At 64.1% G+C, this 21443-nt stretch carries 15 protein-coding genes; 1 reads left to right on the forward strand and 14 read right to left on the reverse strand.

From position 1 onward, the window contains the following. Positions 1-193 precede the first annotated feature (193 nt). From J2W22_RS15320 to J2W22_RS15365, 10 genes are all read right to left on the reverse strand, one after another. Positions 194-1018 carry a matrixin family metalloprotease gene (locus J2W22_RS15320; protein ID WP_307119101.1) on the reverse strand — a complete coding sequence of 275 codons (825 nt, stop codon included), beginning with the start codon at positions 1016-1018 and terminating at the stop codon, positions 194-196. A gap of 288 nt (positions 1019-1306) precedes the next feature. Continuing rightward, on the reverse strand, positions 1307-2296 hold the full coding sequence (locus tag J2W22_RS15325) for a CHAT domain-containing protein (RefSeq protein ID WP_307119102.1): 990 nt from the start codon (positions 2294-2296) through the stop codon (positions 1307-1309). A gap of 45 nt (positions 2297-2341) precedes the next feature. Continuing rightward, positions 2342-3208, reverse strand: coding sequence for a hypothetical protein (locus J2W22_RS15330; RefSeq protein ID WP_307119103.1), 867 nt, complete (start codon positions 3206-3208; stop codon positions 2342-2344). Continuing rightward, positions 3205-6591: a hypothetical protein gene (locus J2W22_RS15335; RefSeq protein ID WP_307119104.1), complete on the reverse strand. Its 3387-nt coding sequence runs from the start codon at positions 6589-6591 to the stop codon at positions 3205-3207. Before J2W22_RS15335 ends, J2W22_RS15330 begins: the two co-directional genes overlap by 4 nt. A 15-nt stretch (positions 6592-6606) precedes the next feature. Next, on the reverse strand, positions 6607-6993 hold the full coding sequence (locus tag J2W22_RS15340; protein WP_307119105.1) for a hypothetical protein: 387 nt from the start codon (positions 6991-6993) through the stop codon (positions 6607-6609). A 372-nt stretch (positions 6994-7365) separates the two neighbouring features. Next, the gene (locus tag J2W22_RS15345) at positions 7366-10128 is read right to left on the reverse strand and encodes a phospholipase D-like domain-containing protein (RefSeq protein WP_307119106.1); all 2763 of its coding nucleotides are present in this window, start codon (positions 10126-10128) and stop codon (positions 7366-7368) included. 4 nt (positions 10129-10132) lie between these two features. Beyond that, positions 10133-11380, reverse strand: coding sequence for a ferritin-like domain-containing protein (locus J2W22_RS15350; protein ID WP_307119107.1), 1248 nt, complete (start codon positions 11378-11380; stop codon positions 10133-10135). Beyond that, complete coding sequence (locus J2W22_RS15355; RefSeq protein WP_307119108.1) at positions 11377-13041, reverse strand: GMC family oxidoreductase; 1665 nt, start codon at positions 13039-13041, stop codon at positions 11377-11379. The genes J2W22_RS15350 and J2W22_RS15355 overlap by 4 nt, the downstream gene beginning before the upstream one ends. Continuing rightward, positions 13038-13352, reverse strand: a complete 315-nt coding sequence (locus J2W22_RS15360) for a hypothetical protein (RefSeq protein ID WP_307119109.1) — start codon at positions 13350-13352, stop codon at positions 13038-13040. The genes J2W22_RS15355 and J2W22_RS15360 overlap by 4 nt, the downstream gene beginning before the upstream one ends. 65 nt (positions 13353-13417) lie before the next feature. Further along, positions 13418-14287, reverse strand: a complete 870-nt coding sequence (locus tag J2W22_RS15365; protein ID WP_307119110.1) for a phosphate/phosphite/phosphonate ABC transporter substrate-binding protein — start codon at positions 14285-14287, stop codon at positions 13418-13420. A 417-nt stretch (positions 14288-14704) separates the two neighbouring features. Here J2W22_RS15365 and mazG point away from each other — a divergent pair, with 417 nt between their 5' ends. Then, a complete protein-coding gene (mazG, locus tag J2W22_RS15370; RefSeq protein ID WP_307119111.1) occupies positions 14705-15463 on the forward strand; it encodes a nucleoside triphosphate pyrophosphohydrolase in 759 nt (252 codons plus the stop codon). Positions 15464-15483: 20 nt separating this feature from the next. On the opposite strand, the gene hflX is transcribed toward mazG, so the two are convergent. The 4 genes from hflX to J2W22_RS15390 form a co-directional block, all read right to left on the reverse strand. Beyond that, positions 15484-16773 carry a GTPase HflX gene (gene hflX / locus J2W22_RS15375; protein WP_307119112.1) on the reverse strand — a complete coding sequence of 430 codons (1290 nt, stop codon included), beginning with the start codon at positions 16771-16773 and terminating at the stop codon, positions 15484-15486. An 8-nt stretch (positions 16774-16781) separates the two neighbouring features. Further along, on the reverse strand, positions 16782-17336 hold the full coding sequence (hfq, locus tag J2W22_RS15380; protein ID WP_307119113.1) for an RNA chaperone Hfq: 555 nt from the start codon (positions 17334-17336) through the stop codon (positions 16782-16784). 394 nt (positions 17337-17730) lie between these two features. After that, positions 17731-19110 (reverse strand): nitrogen assimilation response regulator NtrX, encoded by a 1380-nt coding sequence (gene ntrX / locus J2W22_RS15385; protein ID WP_307119114.1) that lies wholly within the window; start codon positions 19108-19110, stop codon positions 17731-17733. Continuing rightward, positions 19107-21419, reverse strand: a complete 2313-nt coding sequence (locus J2W22_RS15390; RefSeq protein ID WP_307119595.1) for a sensor histidine kinase NtrY-like — start codon at positions 21417-21419, stop codon at positions 19107-19109. The genes ntrX and J2W22_RS15390 overlap by 4 nt, the downstream gene beginning before the upstream one ends. Positions 21420-21443 lie beyond the last annotated feature (24 nt).

The raw sequence follows: 21443 nt of genomic DNA on the forward strand, positions 1-21443 counted from the left end.
TCCCTCCCCCCTTTTGTCGGGGACACAAAGGGAGCGAACGACCGGGGGAATCGAATATAGGGCCAAGAGCGTGATCACCAGTTAGTGCTTTCTGACAATGATACGTGCGAGACGCTGGCGGAGGCGGACCGTGTAAACGAATCGCCTGAGCCTTCGGTAAGTGGGCGGTCCGGGTTTGCTGGTCTCGTGACGATCAAACTGCGGGAAGGAGCGCCTCGGACGTAACGATACCACTGTCGTGATACGGGCGGACAAGGCGGATCGGTGTGCCGTTGATTTCAGTAAGTTCGCCGGACCAGACCATGGAATACAGCCGCTTCAGGTCGGATTTATCGGCGTCGGTCAGCTGGCTCAGCTCGCCATAGTTCATGATGCTGAACTTGCTATGTTCGCCGAACACGACAGAAGCCCATTGCGACTCCGATATCTGCGCGAAAAAGTGGCGAAGGCCGAAGATATGGCCGATTTCGTGCACCATCGTCTCGACCTGCTCGCGCCGAACCTGGGTGAACATCTTGGGATAGATGAACAGCTCGTGCCGACCGGCGTCGGGGAAGAAGGCGCTTGCGAGGACGCAGCCCATACGGTTGCAGTTGTCGCTCTCACGAACGACGATCTCGAAATCCCAGGCATCGTCGCGCTGGGCGAACTTGACCGGCGCCGCATCGCCCCATTCGAGAAGCGCTTCGCCGAGCAGCTGCTCAACCTTGGCGCGCACGGCTTGGGGGTTCTCGAAGCGCGCCAGCGAAGACTCGCGGAAGCGCCAGCGCAGCGTCGTATCGGGGGCCCAGAGGGGGATAAACCCTTCGGAGGCATCAAGTACGATCTCAAGCGGAGACAGACCGCGCGGTGTGGCCGAGCCGGCATCTTCGGTTTCGCAGATGATGCTTTCGCCGAGCCGATGGACCTGCTCGAGCGCGGCCAGGTCCGCTTCCGGACGGAGCCTCAGAGCTTCGGCGGCGAGCGCCTCGAGGCCGCTCTTCTGTTCTTCGTTAAGCTTCGAAATCTCCAGTGCCATGCCATCCCCCTAAAAATGGCCTCAAAGACTTACATTACTGCCGAGTGCCCCGTCCCTTGTCGTGTTGCCAAGCCAAGCGAGATAATATGTCGCATCGGATTCCTTTTTGGTATTGTGCCGAATTGCCAATTCGATGCCAAGATCGTAGTTTTCATCCGAAATGACTTGAATTATGCCCGAAGATCTGAGGAAACCTATTTGGGTGCGGATCTTCGTCTCGATCCTGCGAACCTCGGCAATTGCTTTCTTGGTGCGAAACCGGGTGGAATGCCGGCCCATCGAGGAGGTTTAGTTGCCCGCCCTCGATGGCGGTTTGAAGGTCGAGAGGAGGCCTAGCGCCCTGTCACGGGTCTGTTTGTAGACAGCACGTTCCTTCTCGAAATGAGAATGGTCTAGGATGGCAGTCCGGAGACGCTGGGAAAGCGCAAAGGTCTCACCGCTCGACAAGAGACCGCATGCAGCGATCCAGCAGTCCGAATGGAGGATCATAGCGTCGCTCCAGGCTGCGCCGTCGGATATGTCGCGCTGAAGGTCGGATGTCGCCGGGGGCTCCGACGGCTTGTTGGATCGCGCGTCGGTGAAGAAGCAAATCTGCATGAACTCGCGGCCGACATCCACCAATCCCAGCCTTACCGTTATCGCGCCAGTGAGTTCATCGACCGCCTCGACCCGCGCGATCAGCCGCGGAGCCGGATTGAGCACCATCGAGGCCGAGGGCGGGAAGAGCTCGATCGCCACTTTCCCGCCGTCCACGACGCGGCCGAGATGCGCAATGACCTGGAACGCCTGTTCCAAGGAGGCTCCGTCCAGCAGCTTCGCATAGAATTGCGTGGCGATCGCGGTTGCCGCTTCGTTCGTGATCGGGGCAGTCGTCCCGATCGCCGCGACGCCCAACTCGGCCAATTCGCGAGCGATGCCGATTGAATCGCATGCGTTGAGCAGGACAAGTCGAGGCGGATGCCGGCGGCTGAAGAACGCGGCCAGCGCCTTCGCATCGACAATCACCACCTCGCTGCCTCCGCCTTCGAGGTTCCTCGACGCGAAGCAGAGGCCCCGAGGGTCACCGTGCGTCGAGATATGGAGGACGTCGGGCTGGAATTTCTCGAGCGCCTCGGCAAGATCCTCCACGATCAGGTCCGGAAGGAAGCTGGCTTTGTCTCGCCGCCAGGCAGCGCGAGAAAAGCAGAGTTCTATGTTGTGGATCTCGCCGGCCTGCAGAAGTTGCGCAGTGCCGTCCTGCTGCTCATCGATCCGCGATCCGACATAGAGGAGGCGCATGCTTTTCCGTCCCGACCGTTGGTACCCGTCGCATTGTCCTCGACGTCACTCTCGCTTCGGGAAAATCGTCGACAATTGCTCGATCGCATCCGTCATCGAACGGGAGAAGGAGATGACCGCGGCCGGCTTCAAGAAACTCGGCATGCGGGTGTTCGCTTCCGCCAGAACGATCAGCTTCTTCTGATTGCTCGGCAGGGCTGCGATCACGCCGAGTTCCACATAGGCCTCGGCCCGCGCCATATGCGTCACGTCGCCTTCCGCTTCCTCAAGCTCGATGTCGGCGCGTAGGATCTTGATAATCCACTGCTTGTCGAGCACGGCTTCGCGAATGCCGCCCAGGTCGGGCGGGCGCGAAGCGACATGGAAGGTCCATCCGAAGGATTCGAAATGGGCCTTGAGTTCCGCGGTCAAACTGCATTTTTCGTCGCCCGCGCCGAGGATGAGCACCTCCCCCGCTTTCGTCCAGCGCCCTTTCTGGCGAAGTTCGTTCCGGATCGCGGTGACGATCTCCTCCGATCGCCAGCGCTTCGAAAAGGCTCTCAGCTTGCTGTTCACGAGCGCCATCACCGGTATCGACTCGACTTCGCTGGAAAGGAGAAAGATCGGGAATTCCGGATCCCCGACATCCACATCGTCGCGCATCAGGTCACGGATGATCTTGGCATATTCGATGCCGACGGGGTCCTCCCCCTGGTAGACGTCGAAGATGGCGAAGCTATAGCCGCCTCGCGTCAACAGGCCCGGGACCTTGTCCCAGTCGGTTTGCAGATCCAGCTCCACGCCTTTGTACGAGAATGTCTGCTGAAGGTGTTCGACGCGTTCGCGCTGACGAATCTCCAGCATGAAATCGCTGCCCGCTTCCTCCTGCCTGGCGGCGGATGAGCCCAGATCGTCCCAGATCAGGCCCTTCATGCGCGCCTCCCTTCCGCATGCCGCGTGATTTGCGGCAATGTCACGGTCACCTCGAAATAGTCGGCGGTGTGATCGTCTATATCGACACTGCAGTTGAGTTCGCTGAGCTGGCGGCGATGATCGTGAGTCGTGCTGTGCCGATTTCGGCTCTCGTCCCGGTCGGTCCGGCCGCCAGCGCTCCAGAACGAGACCTCCACATGCTCCTTCTGCCCCCCTTCCCTCACCGTGATCCTGCCGACCTCGGGCCCGGACTCGGCATCACGCCTGAAGTCGCGTGAATATTGGAAGTTGGAGATGAAGTTCTCGAAGGCGGAAACGAGCAGCGTCTTGTCGCCGAGGACGTAGAGCCTTTCGGCGTCCAAACCCGCGAGTTCCCAGGCTATCTTCGCGAAGCTTTCCTTGGAACGGGGCATATCCCGGCCGCCCCCCTCTGCCCCTTGCCTCAGTCGTTCCCACGCCTTGTCGACGGCACTGTGAATGACGTCGCTTAGCTTGCACTCGAAATTGCATACATATTGGAAGAACTCGCTGGTTGCATAAGCGGATTCTCCGTTTTCCCCGGTGCTCTGAAAACTCCAGAGGTTTCGAACCATCGCCTGACACAGGCGCTTTATCTCGACGACGTCTTCCGCGAGTATTTCGCCCTTGCCGCGCGAGGATTGGGCGATGCCGATAAGCACGCTGACATGCGCTTCGAGCGAGTCCTCATCCCTCCCCAGAAAATAGCGAGACCAGTTCTGGTTCTCCGACGTTTCCGGAATTATGCGCCGGCTATGCTCGTTCAGGACGCGGAGCCTCGCACCGGTCAGGATGAGGTGGTTCAATTCCCTGATCAGGTTCTCGCTCTCGGGATGCGATTTGAATCTGAAAGTGCCCGACTTGTCCTTGTTGTCCTCATATATCCCCCCAATGATCTCGGGGCAGGTCTCAAGGTTGATCGCAGCATAGGTGTGTCGCGGGCGGGGCCAGGTGATCTCGCGCCGGACAGCGGCCAGGCATTGGCCCATGTTCACCGAAGGTTCGGGCGTCAGCGCGTCGATCAGCTCCGACGTCGAGGTGATGAGCTGCGGCAGGGCGCTCCTGTTGCCGGAATGGGTCTCGGCAACGTCCTGAATCTCCGCCGCGGTCGGAAAAACGGCCTCCTCGCCACGCAGGCGCAGTATCGCGAGCTCGCGGATATGGTCCAGCGCATCGCCCAGGTTGAGTTCGGCTATATCGTCCAGCCCTTCGTCATCCTCGTCCGCCGCCGGCTCTCTGTCCGTCGCCAGACCAAGCTCCAGCTCGAGCATCAGAGCGGCGAAGGAGATGGCATAGGACCACTCCACATTGCAGAGGCGAGCGATCAGCGGCATCGACGCAGGGGTCTGGCCGAAGCGCCTGAGCAGGTTCAGGATCGTGCCTCTGACCGTGACGCGATCGGGGCCTCCTTCCACGCCGATCAGGAGTTGGGAAAAGAGGCCCGCGCCGATGAGCAGATCCCGCTCGCGCCCGATCGCTTCCGCCAGGGCTGGTTGGCGGGAGCCGGGCGCGGACGGAGGATTGCCCAGAACGGCGTCGATATCCGCAGACGCCCGCGTCAAGGCCGCGACAAAGCTTTCGGACAGAGTGCGCCGGTTGGTTCCCAACCCGCCGGGATCTGCCAGGAGATAGCGATAGACGGAGAAAAGCCCGTTCTTCGACAACCCCGGCTCGCGGATTAATCCGAGGAGCCTGTCGAAGTTTCGGGCGGCGAACGCTTCCTTCGCGGCCAGGCTGATCGCGACCGTCTCGTTTCCAGAACCCCGGGCCGGCGCTTCACCGGGATCCGACGGAAATTCTGCTTCGGCTCTTGCGTCCGCCACCTTGAACTGCAGCATCTCGGGCTCGAAATATTGCAGGTCGGCGTTCGATAGCTGGCGCATGATCTCGGATTTGCAGCGCCGCCAATATCGCTGGAACTGCGCATGGGCGAAGGCCTCCATCTTGGTCAGATCGGAAGCCGAGAGATCCCAGACGCGCAGCAACGAGACCAGCTCGAAATAGTTGCCGCGATGCCCCCTACGATTAAGGCGCCGGCCTGGCTGCTTCGAGGAGGGGGGCGCGGCCGAGCTTGGATTCTCGGCGAGCCGCAGCACCCTTGCAAGGAAACTCGCAGATGCGGGATTGGCGCGATTGATCACACAGAAGATCGTGACGTCGCGGCAGTTGTGAAGCGACAGCACGGCGGAAAGGGCACGCACGGTCTCGGCCGATTGGATCGTGGCGAGCAGGATCAGCGCGGGGCGGTCCCTTACCGTCTTCTCATCTTCCTTCTTGAGCAGGATGTGCGTGTACGAGCCATCAAAGTCGTCGGTCCGGGAGAAGAGCGCATATTCGGGCTCGAGGCTCGCGACCTTCGGATGCTGAAGGATCGTCCGCAAGAAATCCCGGTTTTCCTTGGAGGGGGTCGAGACGAATACGGGCGCCTTGCCGCACCTTCTGGCGAGATCCTTATACTGACCACATATCTCGTCTGCCAGGATGTCGACATGACGCTCGATCAGGCGCCCCGTATCGAAACCCAGGGTGAAGCGCTCTTGGCTCGGTCCGGCGAAGCGTCCCTCCTGGCCAGTGAAATAGCCGATCTTGAGCGCCCCGCTGGCGCCGGTCTCGGCAATCTCCGTCTCGAGATCGACAAGCGATCCCGACAGGGGATCGCCGCGAAGCTGCGGTTGCGGCAATACGGTTTCCGCATCAACGGGGATCGCAAGGCTTCCCCCCAGATCCGCAGGGCGTCGTGCTTCGGCAAAGATGTCGCGGAAGCGGACAAGATCATAGCCCCGCACCTGCGGGCCTTCGGCCGCAAGGCATTTGAAGCGCGCCCGCGTCTCATCCACCTCGGTCACGCGCTGGCTCAATGCATGCCGCACCCAGACCAGCGTCATGATGCCGGCCACCGGCACGCGATTGCTCGCGAGAAAGGCAATCATGTCTTCGACGCCTTGGCCGGTGGAAAGGACGTCGGTGAATATCAGGGTCGGGCGGTTCTGCCGCCAGATCCGCTCCGCGCGGATCGGAAGCAGCGGATAATTTCCGAGATAGTCGATCATGATGTCCGAGGCGACATAGGGACGAACCGCCTCAAGCATGTGCCGCACGGTCATGGTGCAGCCGACGACGACCTTGGCGCCCAGCTTCCGGCACCGACGCTCGATCTCCTGTCCGGTCAGCTTGGCCAGCGGCTCGAAGAATTCGAGATCCTCGATCAGCGGCCAGATCGAGATGAACCGATCCTGCAAGATTCCGCTGGCGAGGCGGAACCACGACCCATTGCTGCCGGGCGCGACGCGCTCGGCATCGATCTCGAGCAGGCCTTCATTGTCCTCGAGGAATGATCGCAGCCCCATGCTGGTCCTCGCGTCCATGATGCCATCCCCCGCTCAGAGCCTATGGATTTCCGCATCCTTGGCCCGGGCATCCTCGCCGCGCAGATGATATCGCGGAGCGTAGATCTGGAAGCTCCTCGTTCCCTTCCAGCGTAGATAGCCCGCACGCACGGCATCGGCGTCCACATCCCCGGCCGGAGTAGCCGATGCCACCATGTGCCCGAGCGAGCGCGCCAGGGTTCCGATCTGTTGCCGATGGATCTTGTCCTGACGCTTCTCGTCCAAGTTCGGAGCGCCCGCGGCAGCCGCTGCGCTGGCGACGTTGCCCCATATAAAGGCCTGCTCGAGCTTGGCCAGAAGCGGCTCGGCCACTGTCTTGGTCCGCTGCTGCAGAATTATCCTGAATTGGCTTCCCGCATATTCTCTCAAATCGGTCGGCATTGGCTAATCCATCTCAGATCTATTGCATGCGGGCCGTGGATTGGCCCTGCATTTCCAATACGCAAACAGCCGCGTCTTCAGCAAAAATATTGATTTTTCACGGAAACAACGCAGGGCGATTCGATATGCCACCGCTTTGCCATCGCAACGCGGTAACATATGAACCATGAGTATACATTTCCACAATACAAGATCAATGCTTCGTTAATTGTACGAAATTGGCAATTTCCATCGCCTATAATCTGTAACAATTCGCGCCTGTCCAAGCATCCTGCATGATGCCAGACTCCAGTGCCCGGTCGAGATTGCCGTCTCTGCCGCGCCGCGCCCCGTGGCAAGGATGGTAACGTGCGCTGCGCGGATCGCGCAGCTTCAGAGCCCCAGCGCCGCCGCGGTCACCGCGCGCATCCCACGCGGCGGGCGTTCGCCGGGCACCGCACGCCGGACACCCGTGCGGGACTCGGCCAGCTCGCGCTGTGCCAACCGCTCCCAGTCATGCTCGAACACGCTGCGGCAATACCGGGCGATTTCGGGATCGTCATAGAAGATCAGGCTGGCGTCGCGGTTGATCGTCGTGCCCTGGTTGGTGAAATTATGACTGCCTATGACGCTGTGCTCATCATCGATGATCCACATCTTGTTGTGCAGCTTCGGCTGGATGCGGACCAGGTCGGGAGTGACCCGGAAGCCATAGCTTTTCATCTTCTCGATATTGGGGCGGGCATCGATCGGCCCTTCATTGCCGCGCAGCACGATCCGCACGTCGATCGCCGAATCGCTCTGTTTCTCCTTCAGCGCCGCCAGCAACGCCTCGAACGAATCCGCCCGCGTCTGGGCGATGCCGAAGGACTGGTTGTGGAAGAGGATCGACTTCCTGGCCCCCCGGATCAGCGGCAGCAGCTTCTCGCTGAAATTGTCGGGCGTCAGCAGCGGCATCATCCGCACCTTGCGATCGATCTCCAACGGCGGAAAGAAGATGGGCGGCCGCGCCGCCTCGGTCACGAGGGGGACATCCTCGTCGGGAACCCAGAACATGGGTTCGGCAAACACGGCCGCCTCGTCCGAAAAGGCGGCTGCGGCGTCCTTGGCGTCCTCTTCGACATGCCGGCGATAGAGCTCGGCGACCGTCCGGTTGTGGACGATCACATGGAATTCGCGGTTATGCTGGCTGTGGGGGCCTTCCTGGTCCTCCTTGGGCTGGTTGGACGATTGCCAGCTGCCGCTCGACAGCCACAGGGCGCGGTCGTCCTGCGCGGCGACCTTGATATGATAGGACGGGTGGATGGCGCGCGCGGACCATTGGTTCTGGAAGCGATTGCCCATCTCCGCCTCCAGGCGGGCGACGGTCTCCTCGTCCTTGATGTCGAACTTCTTCGCCCCGGAGCCGCCGATCGACTCTCCCTTCTGGAGCACCATCCCGAGCCGCTTGCTGCCGCCCATCGCCGCCTCCGTGGCCGTGACGACATGCGGCGCGGTGAATTCGTACATCCCCACGGTGAGATGGTCCTGCGTCGCGTCCAGAAAGTCGCGCAACATGCCCGATCCGGCGTCGGGCCCGGGGCGGATCGAGATCCGCATGCGCGTGTTCACTTCCTGGGGCATCAGCTCGGGCCGCATCCGATAGGCGATCCGACGCGCCGCCTCGGTCAGGAATTCCTCGGTGCCGAACCTGTCGATGACATCCTGGGCGCTGGCGATCGTGACGTCGATCGGGAAGCCGGCGAAGCTCGCAGGGAACGGGATGCGGCCTGCGGCGATCAGCGAATCGACTGGCTCCTTCCTCTCCACGGCGACGACGATCGCAGGCGTGTCGGTGATGGCGCCATTCGTCACCTTCCAGCCCGGCCGGACGTGAAGCACGTCGGCCCGTGTCGCGAAGGCCTCCCGCGCCTGACCGACGGCGCTTTCCAGATCGGGCGCGGTCGGCTGCGGAGCGGCAGGCGATGGCGCGAGGGCGGCGATATCGGCACCGCCGCCGACAGAAAGGTTGATGGTCAGGGTCAGCGGGATGGTCAGCGTCGCTGCGGTTCCTCCACCAATGTCGATCGGTCCCCGTGATAGGTTCATGTTCCCCTCCCTCCTCGATAGCCCCGGCGCGCGCAGGTCGTTCAGCAGCTTGAACACCACCTGCGCCGGAAGCGCGTGATTCACCGGATTCCGGCGATCGGGAATGCCGCCATAATGCAGGCCCAGCAGGTGGCCGGTTCCGAGCTCGATCAGCGGCGACCCGCTATTGCCGCCCAGCGTGTTGCAGAGATGGCGTATCGCGCTCGATCCGACCTGGCCCAGAAAGCCCGGTGCAAAGCGCTTCCATCCCCAGATGTCGCCGAAATAGCGCTCGAGCTCGACCTTATCGATCGTGTCGTCGCGTTCCGGATACCCGATGACGGCGACCTCGGGATTGAGCGGGAGCCCCCCCCGGAAACAGGGTATAGGCTCGGCGGCAAGGCCGCTGCCGGCGATGCGCAGAAAAGCTATGTCAGGATCGCGCGTCGGCGAGACATAGAGAATCTCTATGATTTCGTGCTGCGCCTGCGCGCTGTTGGCGTCCTCGTTCGTGTCGAGGCCGGCCCGCATAGGGCGATTGTCGAACCCCTGCTGCGATCGGAAGCGCCAGCCGCGGTCAGCAGTTTCCGCGAAGTAGCGCGCGACATGGGCGTTGGTGACGATTACGTCGCGGTCGATCAGCCAGGCAGTCCCCAGCCCTTCCGGCCCGAACGGGCTCAACGTCGCCTCGATCCTGCCGATGGCCGCATAGCGCGGCTTGAGCTTCGCATCGAACTGGTCGAGGCGGTCGATCCAGCCCTCCTGCCCCGGCTTCGCCGTCGTGCGGTCGATGACGCCGTCCTTTATGCGGAAAACGGGTGCGGCCATGCGGATGACGACTTCGCGCTGTACCGCCTCCTGCTCCGCCACAAGGGCGGCGTCGTCGATCGCCCGGTCGGGGCCGGCTTCGCCGGGCAGGATCGCGGCCGCCACTTCCCTGGCCAGCGCCCGCGTCTTTCTGGATCCGGTCGGCCGGGCGACGCTCTCCAGCACCGCCGCCGGCGTCTCGGCGGCGGCTACGAAACGATCCGGCCAGCGCTTGCGTGCAGCCGCTTCAAGTTCCGCATAATCGATATTGGCGTCGAGCATGGGATCATCCTTGTGCTGGCTGGTCGGGTACGAGCTCGCGCTGGATGCGGCGCAGATTGGCGACGGCGCCGGTGATCTGATGCCGCGGGCCGACGGCAATTCCGTCCTGGGCCAGCAGCAGCGCGCCATGCTCTGCGAGTTGCGCCAGCCGGTCCGCGATCACGGCGATCGCGGCCGCCGCCTGCGTCGGCAGCGCGACATGGCGGCGCAGCTCGAAGCTTGGGCCGGCATTCGCGCCGTCCAGCCCGCTCGGCAACCGGCAGATCGCCTCTCCCATGGGCTTGATCACCGTGATCATCAGCTCGATCGCGCATCGGGAAACCCGCTTCAGATGCGCCGCCTCATCCGTCCGGCTGACGAACAGGAAGGCCAGCGCCTGCAGCATCAGCTGATAGACGTCGTTGAACAGATCGACGGCGTGCACCGCGACCGGATCGGTGAGCATCGTGACGCGGATGCCCGCATCGCTGAGCCGGGTCGAGGCAAGCGTCGAGGGCGCCAGGGCCGATGTCGCGATAAGCGGATTGTCGCCGACCGGCAGCGCATAGTCGAACCCGTCCCCTCCGATGACGTTGCGGATCGCGCTGAACACGCCGAAATGCGAATCCGCGCGATTGCCCGAACTGCCTTCACCCTGGGTGACGATACCGTGGATCGCCGCGGCTGCTGACGCCTGGTCCGTGACCGCGATGATGTCGTAGAAATCCACCAGATGCTGGCCGCGCTGACCGGATACATCGTCCACGAACAGAACGGCCGGATCGGCTTCGGCGATGATCCGGCCGATCTCGCCATAGAGCTCGCCGACATGATCATATGCATATTTCTCGTCGAGCGGCCACAACAGGCCCGACGCGCCGACGGATTCATCGAGCACCACCTCGCCCGGATTCTCATAGATCATGAAGCGGTCGAGCGTCGCCACGTCGAAACGGCGCAGCGTCAGTGCGACGTTGAGAGGAAAATTGCGGGCCGGTTGCGGAAAATTCGGCCGGTCGTAATAAGCGCCGCCGCCGGTCGCGGTGAGCAGGTTCCAGGCCTGGGCGAGGTGTAGCATCTCCTGTGCAGCGACATGGTATATCTGGCTCGCCCATTTGCGGGCAACCTGCTGCCGGCGCCAATCGAGCCCTTCGGCGAGGTCGCGGCGCATGCTGAACGCCGCGAACAGATAGGAGCAGCATAGGGCATGCTCTAGCTCACAGGCCTCGGCCAGCAAGGCATGGAGGCGGGCACGGGTAGCTTCGCCCGTCATTCCATGCCCTTCAGGCGAGCGGCCAGATGATCGGCCAGCCGCAAGGCCAGCGCAGCCAGCGTGAGCGTGGGGTTGGCCGTGCCGGAGGTCGGGAAGACCGACGCCCCGGCGATGTAGAGATTCTGCGCGCCATGGACCCTCCCGTCGGCATCGCAGACCGAGGTTCTGGGGTCGGTCCCCATGCGGGTGGTGCCGACGATATGGCCGGCGCCCGAATAGTTCGAATCCGGCCAGGTGAAGCGGGCATCGCGCGCGCCCATGGCGGCGAACATCGCGGCGAACAGCCGATTGCCCGTGTCGAATGCCCGGCTATTATAGTCGGGCAGCGAGAAGTGGATCGCCGGCCGCAGGCGATCCGGCTCTCCGCCTGCCGCCAGGGTCACGCGGTTGGTTGGATCGGGCAGCATCTCGGTCGAGTAGCTGAGGCGGATCATATGCGTCGCACGCGCGCCGATCGCGCTGCGCAGCTCCGCTCCCCAAAGGCCGGTGGCGACCAGATCGGTGACCGTCTTGTCCAGCGGTTCGGGGCGACCCCAGCCATCATTGCCGATCGAGATGCGGAAGGCGGCATGATCACCGCGCCAGGAACCATCGCGCCAGGCATCGATCCCCGTTATTACCGGTGGGCCCCGATAGGGAAAGACCGGCTCGGGCATCAGCGCCATGCCATAGCCCTGGAGATGATCCATCAGGCACCCGCCAACAGGACTGTCGGGCGCGATTCCGCTATTGATCAGGATCAGCGGCGTCTCGATCGCATGAGCTGCGACGACGAAGACGCGTGCGCTGGCCCGCTCGGGGACCCTTCCCGTCCCGTCCTCGCTCCAGCGATGGTAATGAAGCTCGGTAACGCGCGCATCGGCATCGTGATCGAGCCGATGGACGACCGCGCGCGGCCGCACGTCGCAACCGGCCGCGCGCGCCATATCGACATGGACGGTCGCGTCGTATTTGGCCTGGATCGGGCAGGTCGGGACGCAGCTGCTGTTGCCGGCACAGGGCGGGCGACCCTGATAGGGGATGGAGTTGCGCGCCTGAGGCGTGATGCGGATACGCACCGGCACATCGTCAATGATCTTGCCGTCCAGTCGCGCACGTACGACCTTGTCGCCATGGGACGGCCAGATCGGCGGCATCGGGAAGGGATGCGACCGCCGCCCGCCGCCCAGGCCATCCCATTCATCATGGTCTCCGGCGGCGCCCATCTCGGCTTCCGCCTCGCAATACCAGGGTTCCAGCACGTCATAGCCGAACGGCCAGTCGTCGGCGATCCCGTGGCGGGTCCTCATCTCGAAATCGGCCGGCAGGAAGCGCGGCACATTGCCCAGGAAATGCAGCGTGCTGCCGCCCAATGTACGTTGATAGGTGCTCTTGAACGGAGTCGTCGGCGTCTCCTGCAGATAATGACCGGTCTGCGGAGGATCGTTGACGCGCGGCGAAGGCGCGAACGTATCTGCCGCCACATTCCGATACGGGTCGTGCGGCAGCCGGGTGGCGGAAGCGGCGAACCGGCCGACCGCGGCCAGCCGGTCGCCAAGCTCCGGCCCTGCGTCGAGCAGCAGCACCGACAACCCCTTGCGGGCCAGGCGCGCGGCGATCATCGCACCGGCCACGCCCGCGCCTATGATCGCGACGTCATGATCGGGCGCCCCGGCGCTCATCCGTTCGCCTCGTCGGGCGGATAGCTCCAATGCCCGAAATAGCCACCGCTGAGCGCCGGCGGATGGGCCAGCGCGGCACGCCACATCAGACTCTCATAATGGTTCTCCGGCGTGTCGGCGGGCATCCGGTCCACGCCGAAGCCGGTGTAGAGGAAGGTCAGCAGCGCCTGCATCGGCGCCCGCAATTCCGCATCGGTCGCCACCGCTGCGGCGCCCCCCGCTTCGAACCTGCGAAGCATCGCATCGACCGTGTCGGCCCCCGATCGGCCCATCAGATCATCGATCGCCGCATGGGCGAAACGTTCCGACACATCGTCGAAACCGCTTAGGGACCGGCAAAGGCGAAGCACAAGGAGATCGTCGTGCGCGGCCATCGTCAGGCCACCATATCGACGTCGCTCAGGGACAGACGCTTGAGCGCGCTTTCGATTGAGGCATAATTCTCGTGCCGAGTGGGCGCGAGGCCCTTCACCCAGCCCCAGAACAGGTCAAGCGCCCCCAGCACCTCGGGATCGCTGCTGATCGCCACGCAGGCCTTCTCGATTGCCGCCAGGGTAACCGGCGCGGGCAGCGCATCGGTGTCGACCACAACCGGATCGCTATGGATGTCCTCCTGCCCCAGCTGGATCAGCATGTCCTCGGCATCGGGATATTTCTGAGCAAGTATCTTGATGACGCCGTCATGGCCGCAGCCGATATCGGCGCATCCTTCATAGACTGCCTCAGCGGCGAAATCGTGCCCGCCGAAGAATCTGACGGACCTGAAGAAAAGGAACGGATGGACGCCGCCGGTCGCCAGGACATTGGCGGGGATCAGGAAATTGGAGGTGGAGAAGCGATCGCCATAGGCCAGGCGCCACTTCGCCGGCTCGCTCGCCGCCAGGTCGGCGATCGAAGTGAAGCCGAGGCTGCGACGCGCGTAGACCTGTCCGAAATAATGGTCACCGACTTTCCCGTCGATGGGACGCAGCGCGACGGCACCTGGGAGGATGCCTGGGCGCTTTTCATGCGCGAAGACATAGGCGACCGGCTTCATCAACGCGATATGCGATCGCCCTTCGAGGACCGCACGATATTGGTCCGCTACCGACAGCACGGGCAGGACGTCGATCGCCACGTCTATGCGTAGATCGCGCGTCAGCTGAGCGGCCAGCCGCTCCGAGAACAGCACGACGTTCGCGCGCACATCCGCATCCGTCTGCTTCTGCGTGATGTCAGGATAATAGCTAAGTGACAGTTGAACCATTCGTCCCGTGCCCCCACCAACGAAATGATCTCGCTCAACAAGCTATGCATGCTACAGGATCGGCTCGCCCTTCCCCAATCCCCAGTTGATGCTTGCCATCTTGATAAGCATCATGTCCGAAAATCAAAAAGCCTTCCAGAGGGTTTTTGGAAATTATGGTCATGAATCTATGAAATCCCCTCCACAGAGTCGCAATTATACTTGAGAAATATAATTCCATTCAAAATGGACGAAATAACTCTGGCTTGGATTGATGGAGGATGCGGGATCCAATGGAGGAACGGGAGCAGTCCGGAATGCGATGAAGGTCGCGAAAGCGCCCGCAGCAATGGCTTTCGGGCCTGATCGATCGCGCCGGGCTTTTCTTCCCGGCGGTCGCTTTCTAGGGTCGGCGCGTATTCTCCGGAGGTTCCTTCCTTGACCGCACCCGCGCCTGCCATCGACCGCCTCGTCGCCATCATGGCGCGGCTTCGCGATCCCAAGACGGGCTGCGAATGGGATACGGTGCAGACCTTCGCCACGATTGCGCCCTATACCATCGAGGAAGCCTATGAGGTGGCCGATGCGATCGAGCGCGGCGACATGGCGGACCTCAAGGACGAGCTTGGCGACCTGCTCCTTCAGGTGGTCTTCCATAGCCGCATGGCCGAGGAGACGGGCGACTTCGCCCTGGTCGACGTCGCCAATGCGATCAGCGACAAGATGGAGCGCCGCCACCCACACATCTTCCTCGGCGCCGCCGAGGGCGGCCATCATCTCTGGGAACAGATCAAGGCCGCGGAGCGGGGCGAAAAGGGGCATGAAAGCGCGCTGGACGGCGTGGCGATCGGTCTCCCCGCCTTGCTCCGTGCCGAGAAGCTCCAGAAGCGCGCCGCCCGCACCGGCTTCGACTGGCCCGATGCCAGCGGTGCCCGCGCCAAGATCGACGAGGAACTGGCCGAGGTCGAGGCCGCATCGACGCCGGCCGAGATCGAGGAGGAAGTCGGTGACCTGCTGTTCGCAGTGGTCAACTGGGCGCGAAAGCTGGGCGTGGACCCCGAGGTGGCCCTGCGCGCTGCGAATGCGAAATTCGAGAAGCGTTTCAAGGCGATGGAGGGCGAAGCCGGCGATGCGTTTGAAGAGCTCGATCTTGATGCCAAGGAGGAACTCTGGGCGAAGGCAAAGCGGACGGGGTGACGCCCACCTTCATCTGAGCTTCAACCCCGCGTCAAAAACCGCTCGTAATCGCGCGGTGCCATCCGGACCTCGTAGACCGCCTGATCCCCCTCGATCCGCTGGTCGAGCACCTCGCCGTGCTGGTGGAGCCAGGCGGCGCCCTGCCCGTCGGCCGGATCGAGCGGGATGGTGTAGCGGCGATGGCCCTCGGTCAGGCGGGCGGCGACGGCGGCGATCAGGGCGTCCACCCCTTCCCCGGTCACCGCGGACACGGGCATGACGTCCTCGCGCTTGGCCGCTTCCGCCAGCAGATCCTCGCGGCGCTCGGCGTCGAGCAGGTCAATCTTGTTCCAGGCCTCGAAGCGCGGCGTGGCCTCGGCGACGCCGATCTCGGCCAGCACGGCCTCGACATCGTCCTTCTGCGCCTCGCTGTCCGGATGGGCGACGTCGCGGACATGGATGAGCAGGTCGGCGGAGACCACCTCTTCCAGCGTCGCCTTGAATGCGGCGACGAGCTGGGTCGGCAGCTCCGAGACGAAGCCCACCGTGTCCGACAGGATCGCCTTGTCGATGCCGGGCAACGAAATCTGGCGCAACGTCGGATCGAGCGTGGCGAAGAGGAGGTTCTCCGCCATGACGTCACTTCCGGTCAGGCGGTTGAAAAGCGTGGACTTTCCGGCGTTGGTATAGCCGACCAGCGCGATAACCGGCCAGGGTGCACGCTGGCGCCGGTCACGGTGCAGGCTGCGGGTGCGGCTGACCGAATCCAGCTCGCGGCGCAGGCGGGCCATGCGGTCGCGGATCAGCCGGCGGTCGGCCTCGATCTGGGTTTCGCCCGGGCCGCCGAGGAAGCCGAAGCCGCCGCGCTGGCGCTCGAGGTGGGTCCAGCTGCGCACGAGGCGGCCGGCCTGGTAATCGAGGTGCGCCAGTTCGACCTGGAGCCGGCCCTCGGCGGTGCGCGCGCGCTCGCCGAAGATCTCGAGGATCAGGCCGGTCCGGTCGATCACCTTGCACTTGAGGCCGGTCTCGAGGTTGCGCTGCTGCACGGGTGTGAGGCTCGCGTCGAACACGGCAAGCGTCAGCTCCTTGTCCCGAACCGTCTCGGCCAGGGCTTCCACCTGGCCCGAGCCGATCAGCGTGCCGGGCTTGGGCGCGCGGATGCGCAGCGGCACCCGCTCGACCACATCGACGCCTATCGCGGCGGCGAGGCCGGCGGTCTCTTCAAGGCGTGCGTCAGCGTCGCGCGAGCTGCCGCCGAGGTCCGGATAGACCACGACGGCGCGCGCGCCCCGGGTGAATTCATCGGGGTCGCGTTCGAAACCGGTAGTCATACAGTCGCTCAGTCGTCGCTATTCTGTTCCTCGGCGAGGTTCAGCGGGTGCGCCGGCTGGATCGTCGAGACAGCATGCTTGTAGACCAGCTGGGCCATGCCCTCGCGCTGGAGCAGCATGCAGAACAGGTCGAAGGACGCGATCTGGCCCTGGAGCATCACGCCATTGACCAGGAACATGGTGACATTTTCCTGCTGGCGGCGGACCGCGTTGAGGAAAATCTCCTGCAATACCGGGTTCTTGGACTGATGCTCTCCCACCGCTTCGAGAAGCGGGGCAAGATCCACCGGGCCCGAGGGCATGATCGTGGAGATCGCGTGCTTGTAGATGAGCTGCGACTGGCCGTCGCGGCGGAGCAGCACCGAAAAATTGTCGAACCAGGTGACGATGCCCTGGAGCTTGACGCCCTTGACCAGGAACATCGTGACCGGCGTCTTCGACCGGCGCAGCGAGTTGAGGAACAGATCCTGAAGCGAGGTCTGCTTTTCGGCCATCGTACGTGACTCTCTTTGTTGGCGGGAGTTTCCCGCTTGGCGCCGTTCTCTGGCGTCGGGACCGCGCACCCGCGTGGCGCGCAGCGCGGCCCTTTTATGCTGTGGGGGCCGAATCGTCCAGCCGATCCTACGCCTCGCCAGCAAGCGACTCGTCAAAGTTCACGAAGTTCATGCCCAGCGCTGGTTCTGCGAGGTTCTGAGGCTGCCTTTCCCGATGCGTAAGCCGCTTCGTGCAATCATGATGCGCGAAGGCGATCCTATCTTTCCTACCAGGTCAAAGAGCGGCCGGATGCACACCGGCGGCGGGAGGGAAGCAGGCGAAATCCTACATTGCAAGGTATCCGTCATCCCGGCGAAAGCCGGGATCTCGTGCCGCTCTTTCCCGCGTTCGCCTGGGATCCCGGCTTTCGCCGGGATGACGGTTATGGGCAGAGGGGCGACGAATTTGGGAAGGGCTGGCCCCCTATTCCTCCCGACTGTCGGTGATCCCCAGCAGCTTGAGCTTCCGGTGCAGCGCCGAGCGCTCCATGCCGATGAAGCTCGCCGTGCGCGAGATGTTGCCCGAGAAGCGGCGGATCTGGACCTTCAGATATTCGCGCTCGAAGCTCTCGCGCGCTTCCTTGAGCGGGGCGCCCATGATCGCGCTGGTGCCCATGCCGCCGCCCGTATCGGCCGGGCGGCCGAGCACTTCGGGGGGCAGCAGGTCGAGATCGATGCGGCCGATCCGGTCGCCCGGGGCGAGGATCACGGTGCGCTCGACCACGTTGCGGAGCTGGCGGACATTGCCCGGCCATTCGTAGCTCTGCAGCGCGACCATCGCGTCGGGCGCGATCTCCGGCGTCGGCACGCGGCGCTCATTGGCATAATGGGCGACGAAATGCTCGACGAGGACAGGAATGTCCTCGCGCCGCTCGGTGAGCGGGGGGATGGTCACGGGGACGACGTTGAGGCGATAGTAAAGGTCCTCGCGGAAACGGCCCTCGGCGATCTCGCTCATCAGATCGCGCGCGGTGGCCGAGACGACGCGGACATCGACCTTGACCACGCGGGTGCCGCCGACGCGGGTGAAGCTCTGGTCGGTCAGTACGCGCAGGATGCGCGCCTGGGTGGCGACCGGCATGTCGGCGATCTCGTCGAGGAACAGGGTGCCGCCGTGCGCCTGCTCGAGCAGGCCGGTGCGGACCAGGTCCCCACCCTCCTCCACGCCGAACAGCTCCTCCTCGACGCGCTCGGGCTGCATGCGCGCGGCGCTGACGATGACGAAGGGCGCGGCGGCACGCTGGCTCCAGCCATGGAGCAGCCGGGCGGCGACTTCCTTGCCGGTGCCGGCGCCGCCGGTGATCAGCACGCGGCTGCCGGTGGAGGCAACGCGCTTCAGGGTGGCGCGCACGGTGTTGATCGAGCCCGACTGGCCGGTGAGATCCTCTTCACGCCCGATCGAGGCGCGTAGCGAGGCGACCTCGCGCTTGAGCCGCTCGGTCTCGGTGGCGCGCTCGACGAGGAACAGCAGGCGCTCGGCCTCGAACGGCTTCTCGATGAAATCCGAAGCGCCGCGGCGGATCGCTGCGACGGCGGTATCGAGATTGCCATGGCCCGAGATCACCAGCACCGGGATTGAAGGATCGCGCCGCTTGATCTCGTCGAGGATCTCCAGCCCGTCGAGCCGCGAGCCGTGCAGCCACACGTCGAGCAGCACCAGGCTGGGGCGGCGCTCGGCAATGGCTTCGAGCGCCGCGTCGCTGTCGGCCGCGCCCCGCGTCGTATAGCCCTCGTCCTCCAGCACGCCGGCGACCAGTTCACGGATGTCGCGCTCATCGTCGACGACCAGGATATCGAGGCTCATGATTTGGCACTTCCAGTACGCGTAAGCACGGCGGGGCGCGGCTCGTCGCCGCCCTCGCCTTCAGGGGCGCTCGCCATCCCGGCGAGCTGATCGGTATCGAAGCAGATCGTCACCAGCGTGCCGCCGCCCGGACGATCCGAGAAGGCGATGGTGCCGAAATGCTCCTCGACGATCTTCTTCACGATCGCGAGGCCGAGGCCGGTGCCACGGCTGCGCGTCGTCATGTACGGCTCGACGATCCGGTCGCGCTCGACCGGCAGGCCGATGCCGTTGTCGGCGAGCGTGAGGGTGAGCTTGCCATCGGCCTCGGGGTGGATCGTCATGACGATCTCGCCCTGGGGCAAGGCCTCCCCTTCCCCGCGCGCCTCGATCGCCTCGACGGCGTTCTTCACGATGTTGGTGAAGGCCTGTCCGATCTGGCGCCGATCGCAAATCAGGCCCGGCGCCGGATCGGGAGCATCCATCTCGAAGCGAACCGTGGGGTGCGCGACTTCGTGGAGGAACATCGCCTGGCGCGCGATGTCGAGCAGCGATTCCTGGCGGAACATCGGCTTGGGCATGCGCGCGAAGGAGGAGAATTCGTCGACCATGCGGCGCAGATCGCCGACCTGGCGGACGATCGTGTCGGTCAGCTGGGCGAAGGTGCCGTCCTCGGGCTCGATCTTCTTGCCATAGCGGCGCTTGAGGCGCTCGGCGGCGAGCTGGATCGGGGTGAGCGGGTTCTTGATCTCGTGCGCGATGCGGCGGGCGACGTCGGACCAGGCGGCGCGGCGCTGGTCGTTGAGCTGCTGGGTGATGTCGTCGAAGGTGAGCACCCTGCCCGCCTCGTCGCTGGTCACCTTCACTGCGAGGGTGCGCGCATCGCCGCCGGTACCGAGCTGGATCACCGCCTCGCGGTCGCCGGTATCGAGCAGCTCGTTGAGCTCCGGCGCGAGCTCGACCAGCGGGTGGCCGACCAGCTCCTGCTCGCCCTGGTGGAGCAGCTCGATCGCGGATTCGTTGATCAGGCGGACCCTGCGCTGGGCATCGATCGAGATGACGCCGGCGGAGACGCCCGACATCACGGCTTCGATCAGGACGCGGCGGCTTTCGGCCTGGGCATTGGCGGTGACGAGCGCGTTGGTCTGCGCCTGGAGCCGCTCGGTCATGCCGTTGAAGGCATTGCTGAGCGTGGCGACCTCGTCGCGCCCTTCCGGTTCCGGCACGCGTGCGCTGAGGTCGCCCTCGGCGGCGCGGCGGGCTGCCGCGACCAGCAGGTTGAGCGGGCGCACCAACCGGTCCGCCACGGCGAGCGCGACCCAGGCCGTCACCGCCATGATCAGCAGCGCAACGCCGAACAGCGCGACATTGAAGCGAAGCTGCAGCGACTGCGCGCTCTTCTGCAGCCCGTTATATTCGGTGATGATCGACTGTGCCTCGACCACCTGGCGGTTCAGGAAGGCCGCGTCGACTGCCGAACCGACATAGAGATAGGTGTCCTTCAGTCCCTTGACCGGGCGAACGATCCACAAGGTGTTGCCGGCATTGCCGACATAGGGCTTGCCGCCGCGGCTGAGGTCTTCCGCAAGCTTCGGGGTTACGCGGACCGAGAAGATCTCCTTGAGCAGCTTGTCCGGCGGCGGAAGGATGCGCTCTGCCTGTGGCAGGGTGTCTTCCGGGATTTGCCAATAGTCGTAGATGTTTACGCCGTTCTCGCTGGTATAGGAGAACAGCGCCGCCTGGTTGAGGTTGCGATAGAAGGTGTTCTGCGAGAAGAACTCGTGGAAGCCCTGCGTGCCTGGCCGCAGATTGCCCGCTTCGCGCGAGATGTCGCTGGCCATCGTATCGCTTTCCTTCACCCAGCGATCGATGATCCGCGTCTGCGCGCTGCGGACCATGTCCATCGAGGCTTCGAAAGCGTGCTTGGCCCGGTCCGAGACCCAGAACTGGCCGCCGGTCTGGAACATGATCGAGGCCGCGATCACGGTGAGCACGATGGGGACGGAGGCGAGTAGCGAGAAGATACCGACCAGACGGACGTGCAGCTGTCCGCCGCCCTCCGCCAGCATCTTGGCGGCACGGCGCCGGGCAAAACGGCGCGCGACGAGCATCATCACCGCAACTGCGGGCACCAGATTGGCGATCAGGAGCAACGCCAGCAGGGTCGGCGTCATCCGATCGGTCGCCCTCTCGCCGCTCAGCACGAAATAGCTGGCGACCAGCACGACGATCGCAACGGCAACCACCGCGATTTCTGCCGTAGCGGTAAGGGCCAGCCGCCTCCGCGGCGGCAGCGTTTCGGTCAGGGGCTCGGCGGTGACGGCATCCATCGTGGCCAAGCTAGATCGAGATTG

The sequence above is a fragment of the Sphingomonas kyeonggiensis genome (genome assembly GCF_030812785.1).
In the GTDB taxonomy this organism is placed as follows: domain Bacteria; phylum Pseudomonadota; class Alphaproteobacteria; order Sphingomonadales; family Sphingomonadaceae; genus Sphingomonas; species Sphingomonas kyeonggiensis_B.

Bases quoted from the DNA above. Each gene is read 5' to 3' on its own strand.
- J2W22_RS15320 (WP_307119101.1), bottom strand. From the start codon at position 1,018: ATGGCACTGGAGATTTCGAAGCTTAACGAAGAACAGAAGAGCGGCCTC.
- J2W22_RS15325 (WP_307119102.1), bottom strand. From the start codon at position 2,296: ATGCGCCTCCTCTATGTCGGATCGCGGATCGATGAGCAGCAGGACGGC.
- J2W22_RS15330 (WP_307119103.1), bottom strand. From the start codon at position 3,208: ATGAAGGGCCTGATCTGGGACGATCTGGGCTCATCCGCCGCCAGGCAG.
- J2W22_RS15335 (WP_307119104.1), bottom strand. From the start codon at position 6,591: ATGGACGCGAGGACCAGCATGGGGCTGCGATCATTCCTCGAGGACAAT.
- J2W22_RS15340 (WP_307119105.1), bottom strand. From the start codon at position 6,993: ATGCCGACCGATTTGAGAGAATATGCGGGAAGCCAATTCAGGATAATT.
- J2W22_RS15345 (WP_307119106.1), bottom strand. From the start codon at position 10,128: ATGCTCGACGCCAATATCGATTATGCGGAACTTGAAGCGGCTGCACGC.
- J2W22_RS15350 (WP_307119107.1), bottom strand. From the start codon at position 11,380: ATGACGGGCGAAGCTACCCGTGCCCGCCTCCATGCCTTGCTGGCCGAG.
- J2W22_RS15355 (WP_307119108.1), bottom strand. From the start codon at position 13,041: ATGAGCGCCGGGGCGCCCGATCATGACGTCGCGATCATAGGCGCGGGC.
- J2W22_RS15365 (WP_307119110.1), bottom strand. From the start codon at position 14,287: ATGGTTCAACTGTCACTTAGCTATTATCCTGACATCACGCAGAAGCAG.
- hflX (WP_307119112.1), bottom strand. From the start codon at position 16,773: ATGACTACCGGTTTCGAACGCGACCCCGATGAATTCACCCGGGGCGCG.
- ntrX (WP_307119114.1), bottom strand. From the start codon at position 19,110: ATGAGCCTCGATATCCTGGTCGTCGACGATGAGCGCGACATCCGTGAA.
- J2W22_RS15390 (WP_307119595.1), bottom strand. From the start codon at position 21,419: ATGGATGCCGTCACCGCCGAGCCCCTGACCGAAACGCTGCCGCCGCGG.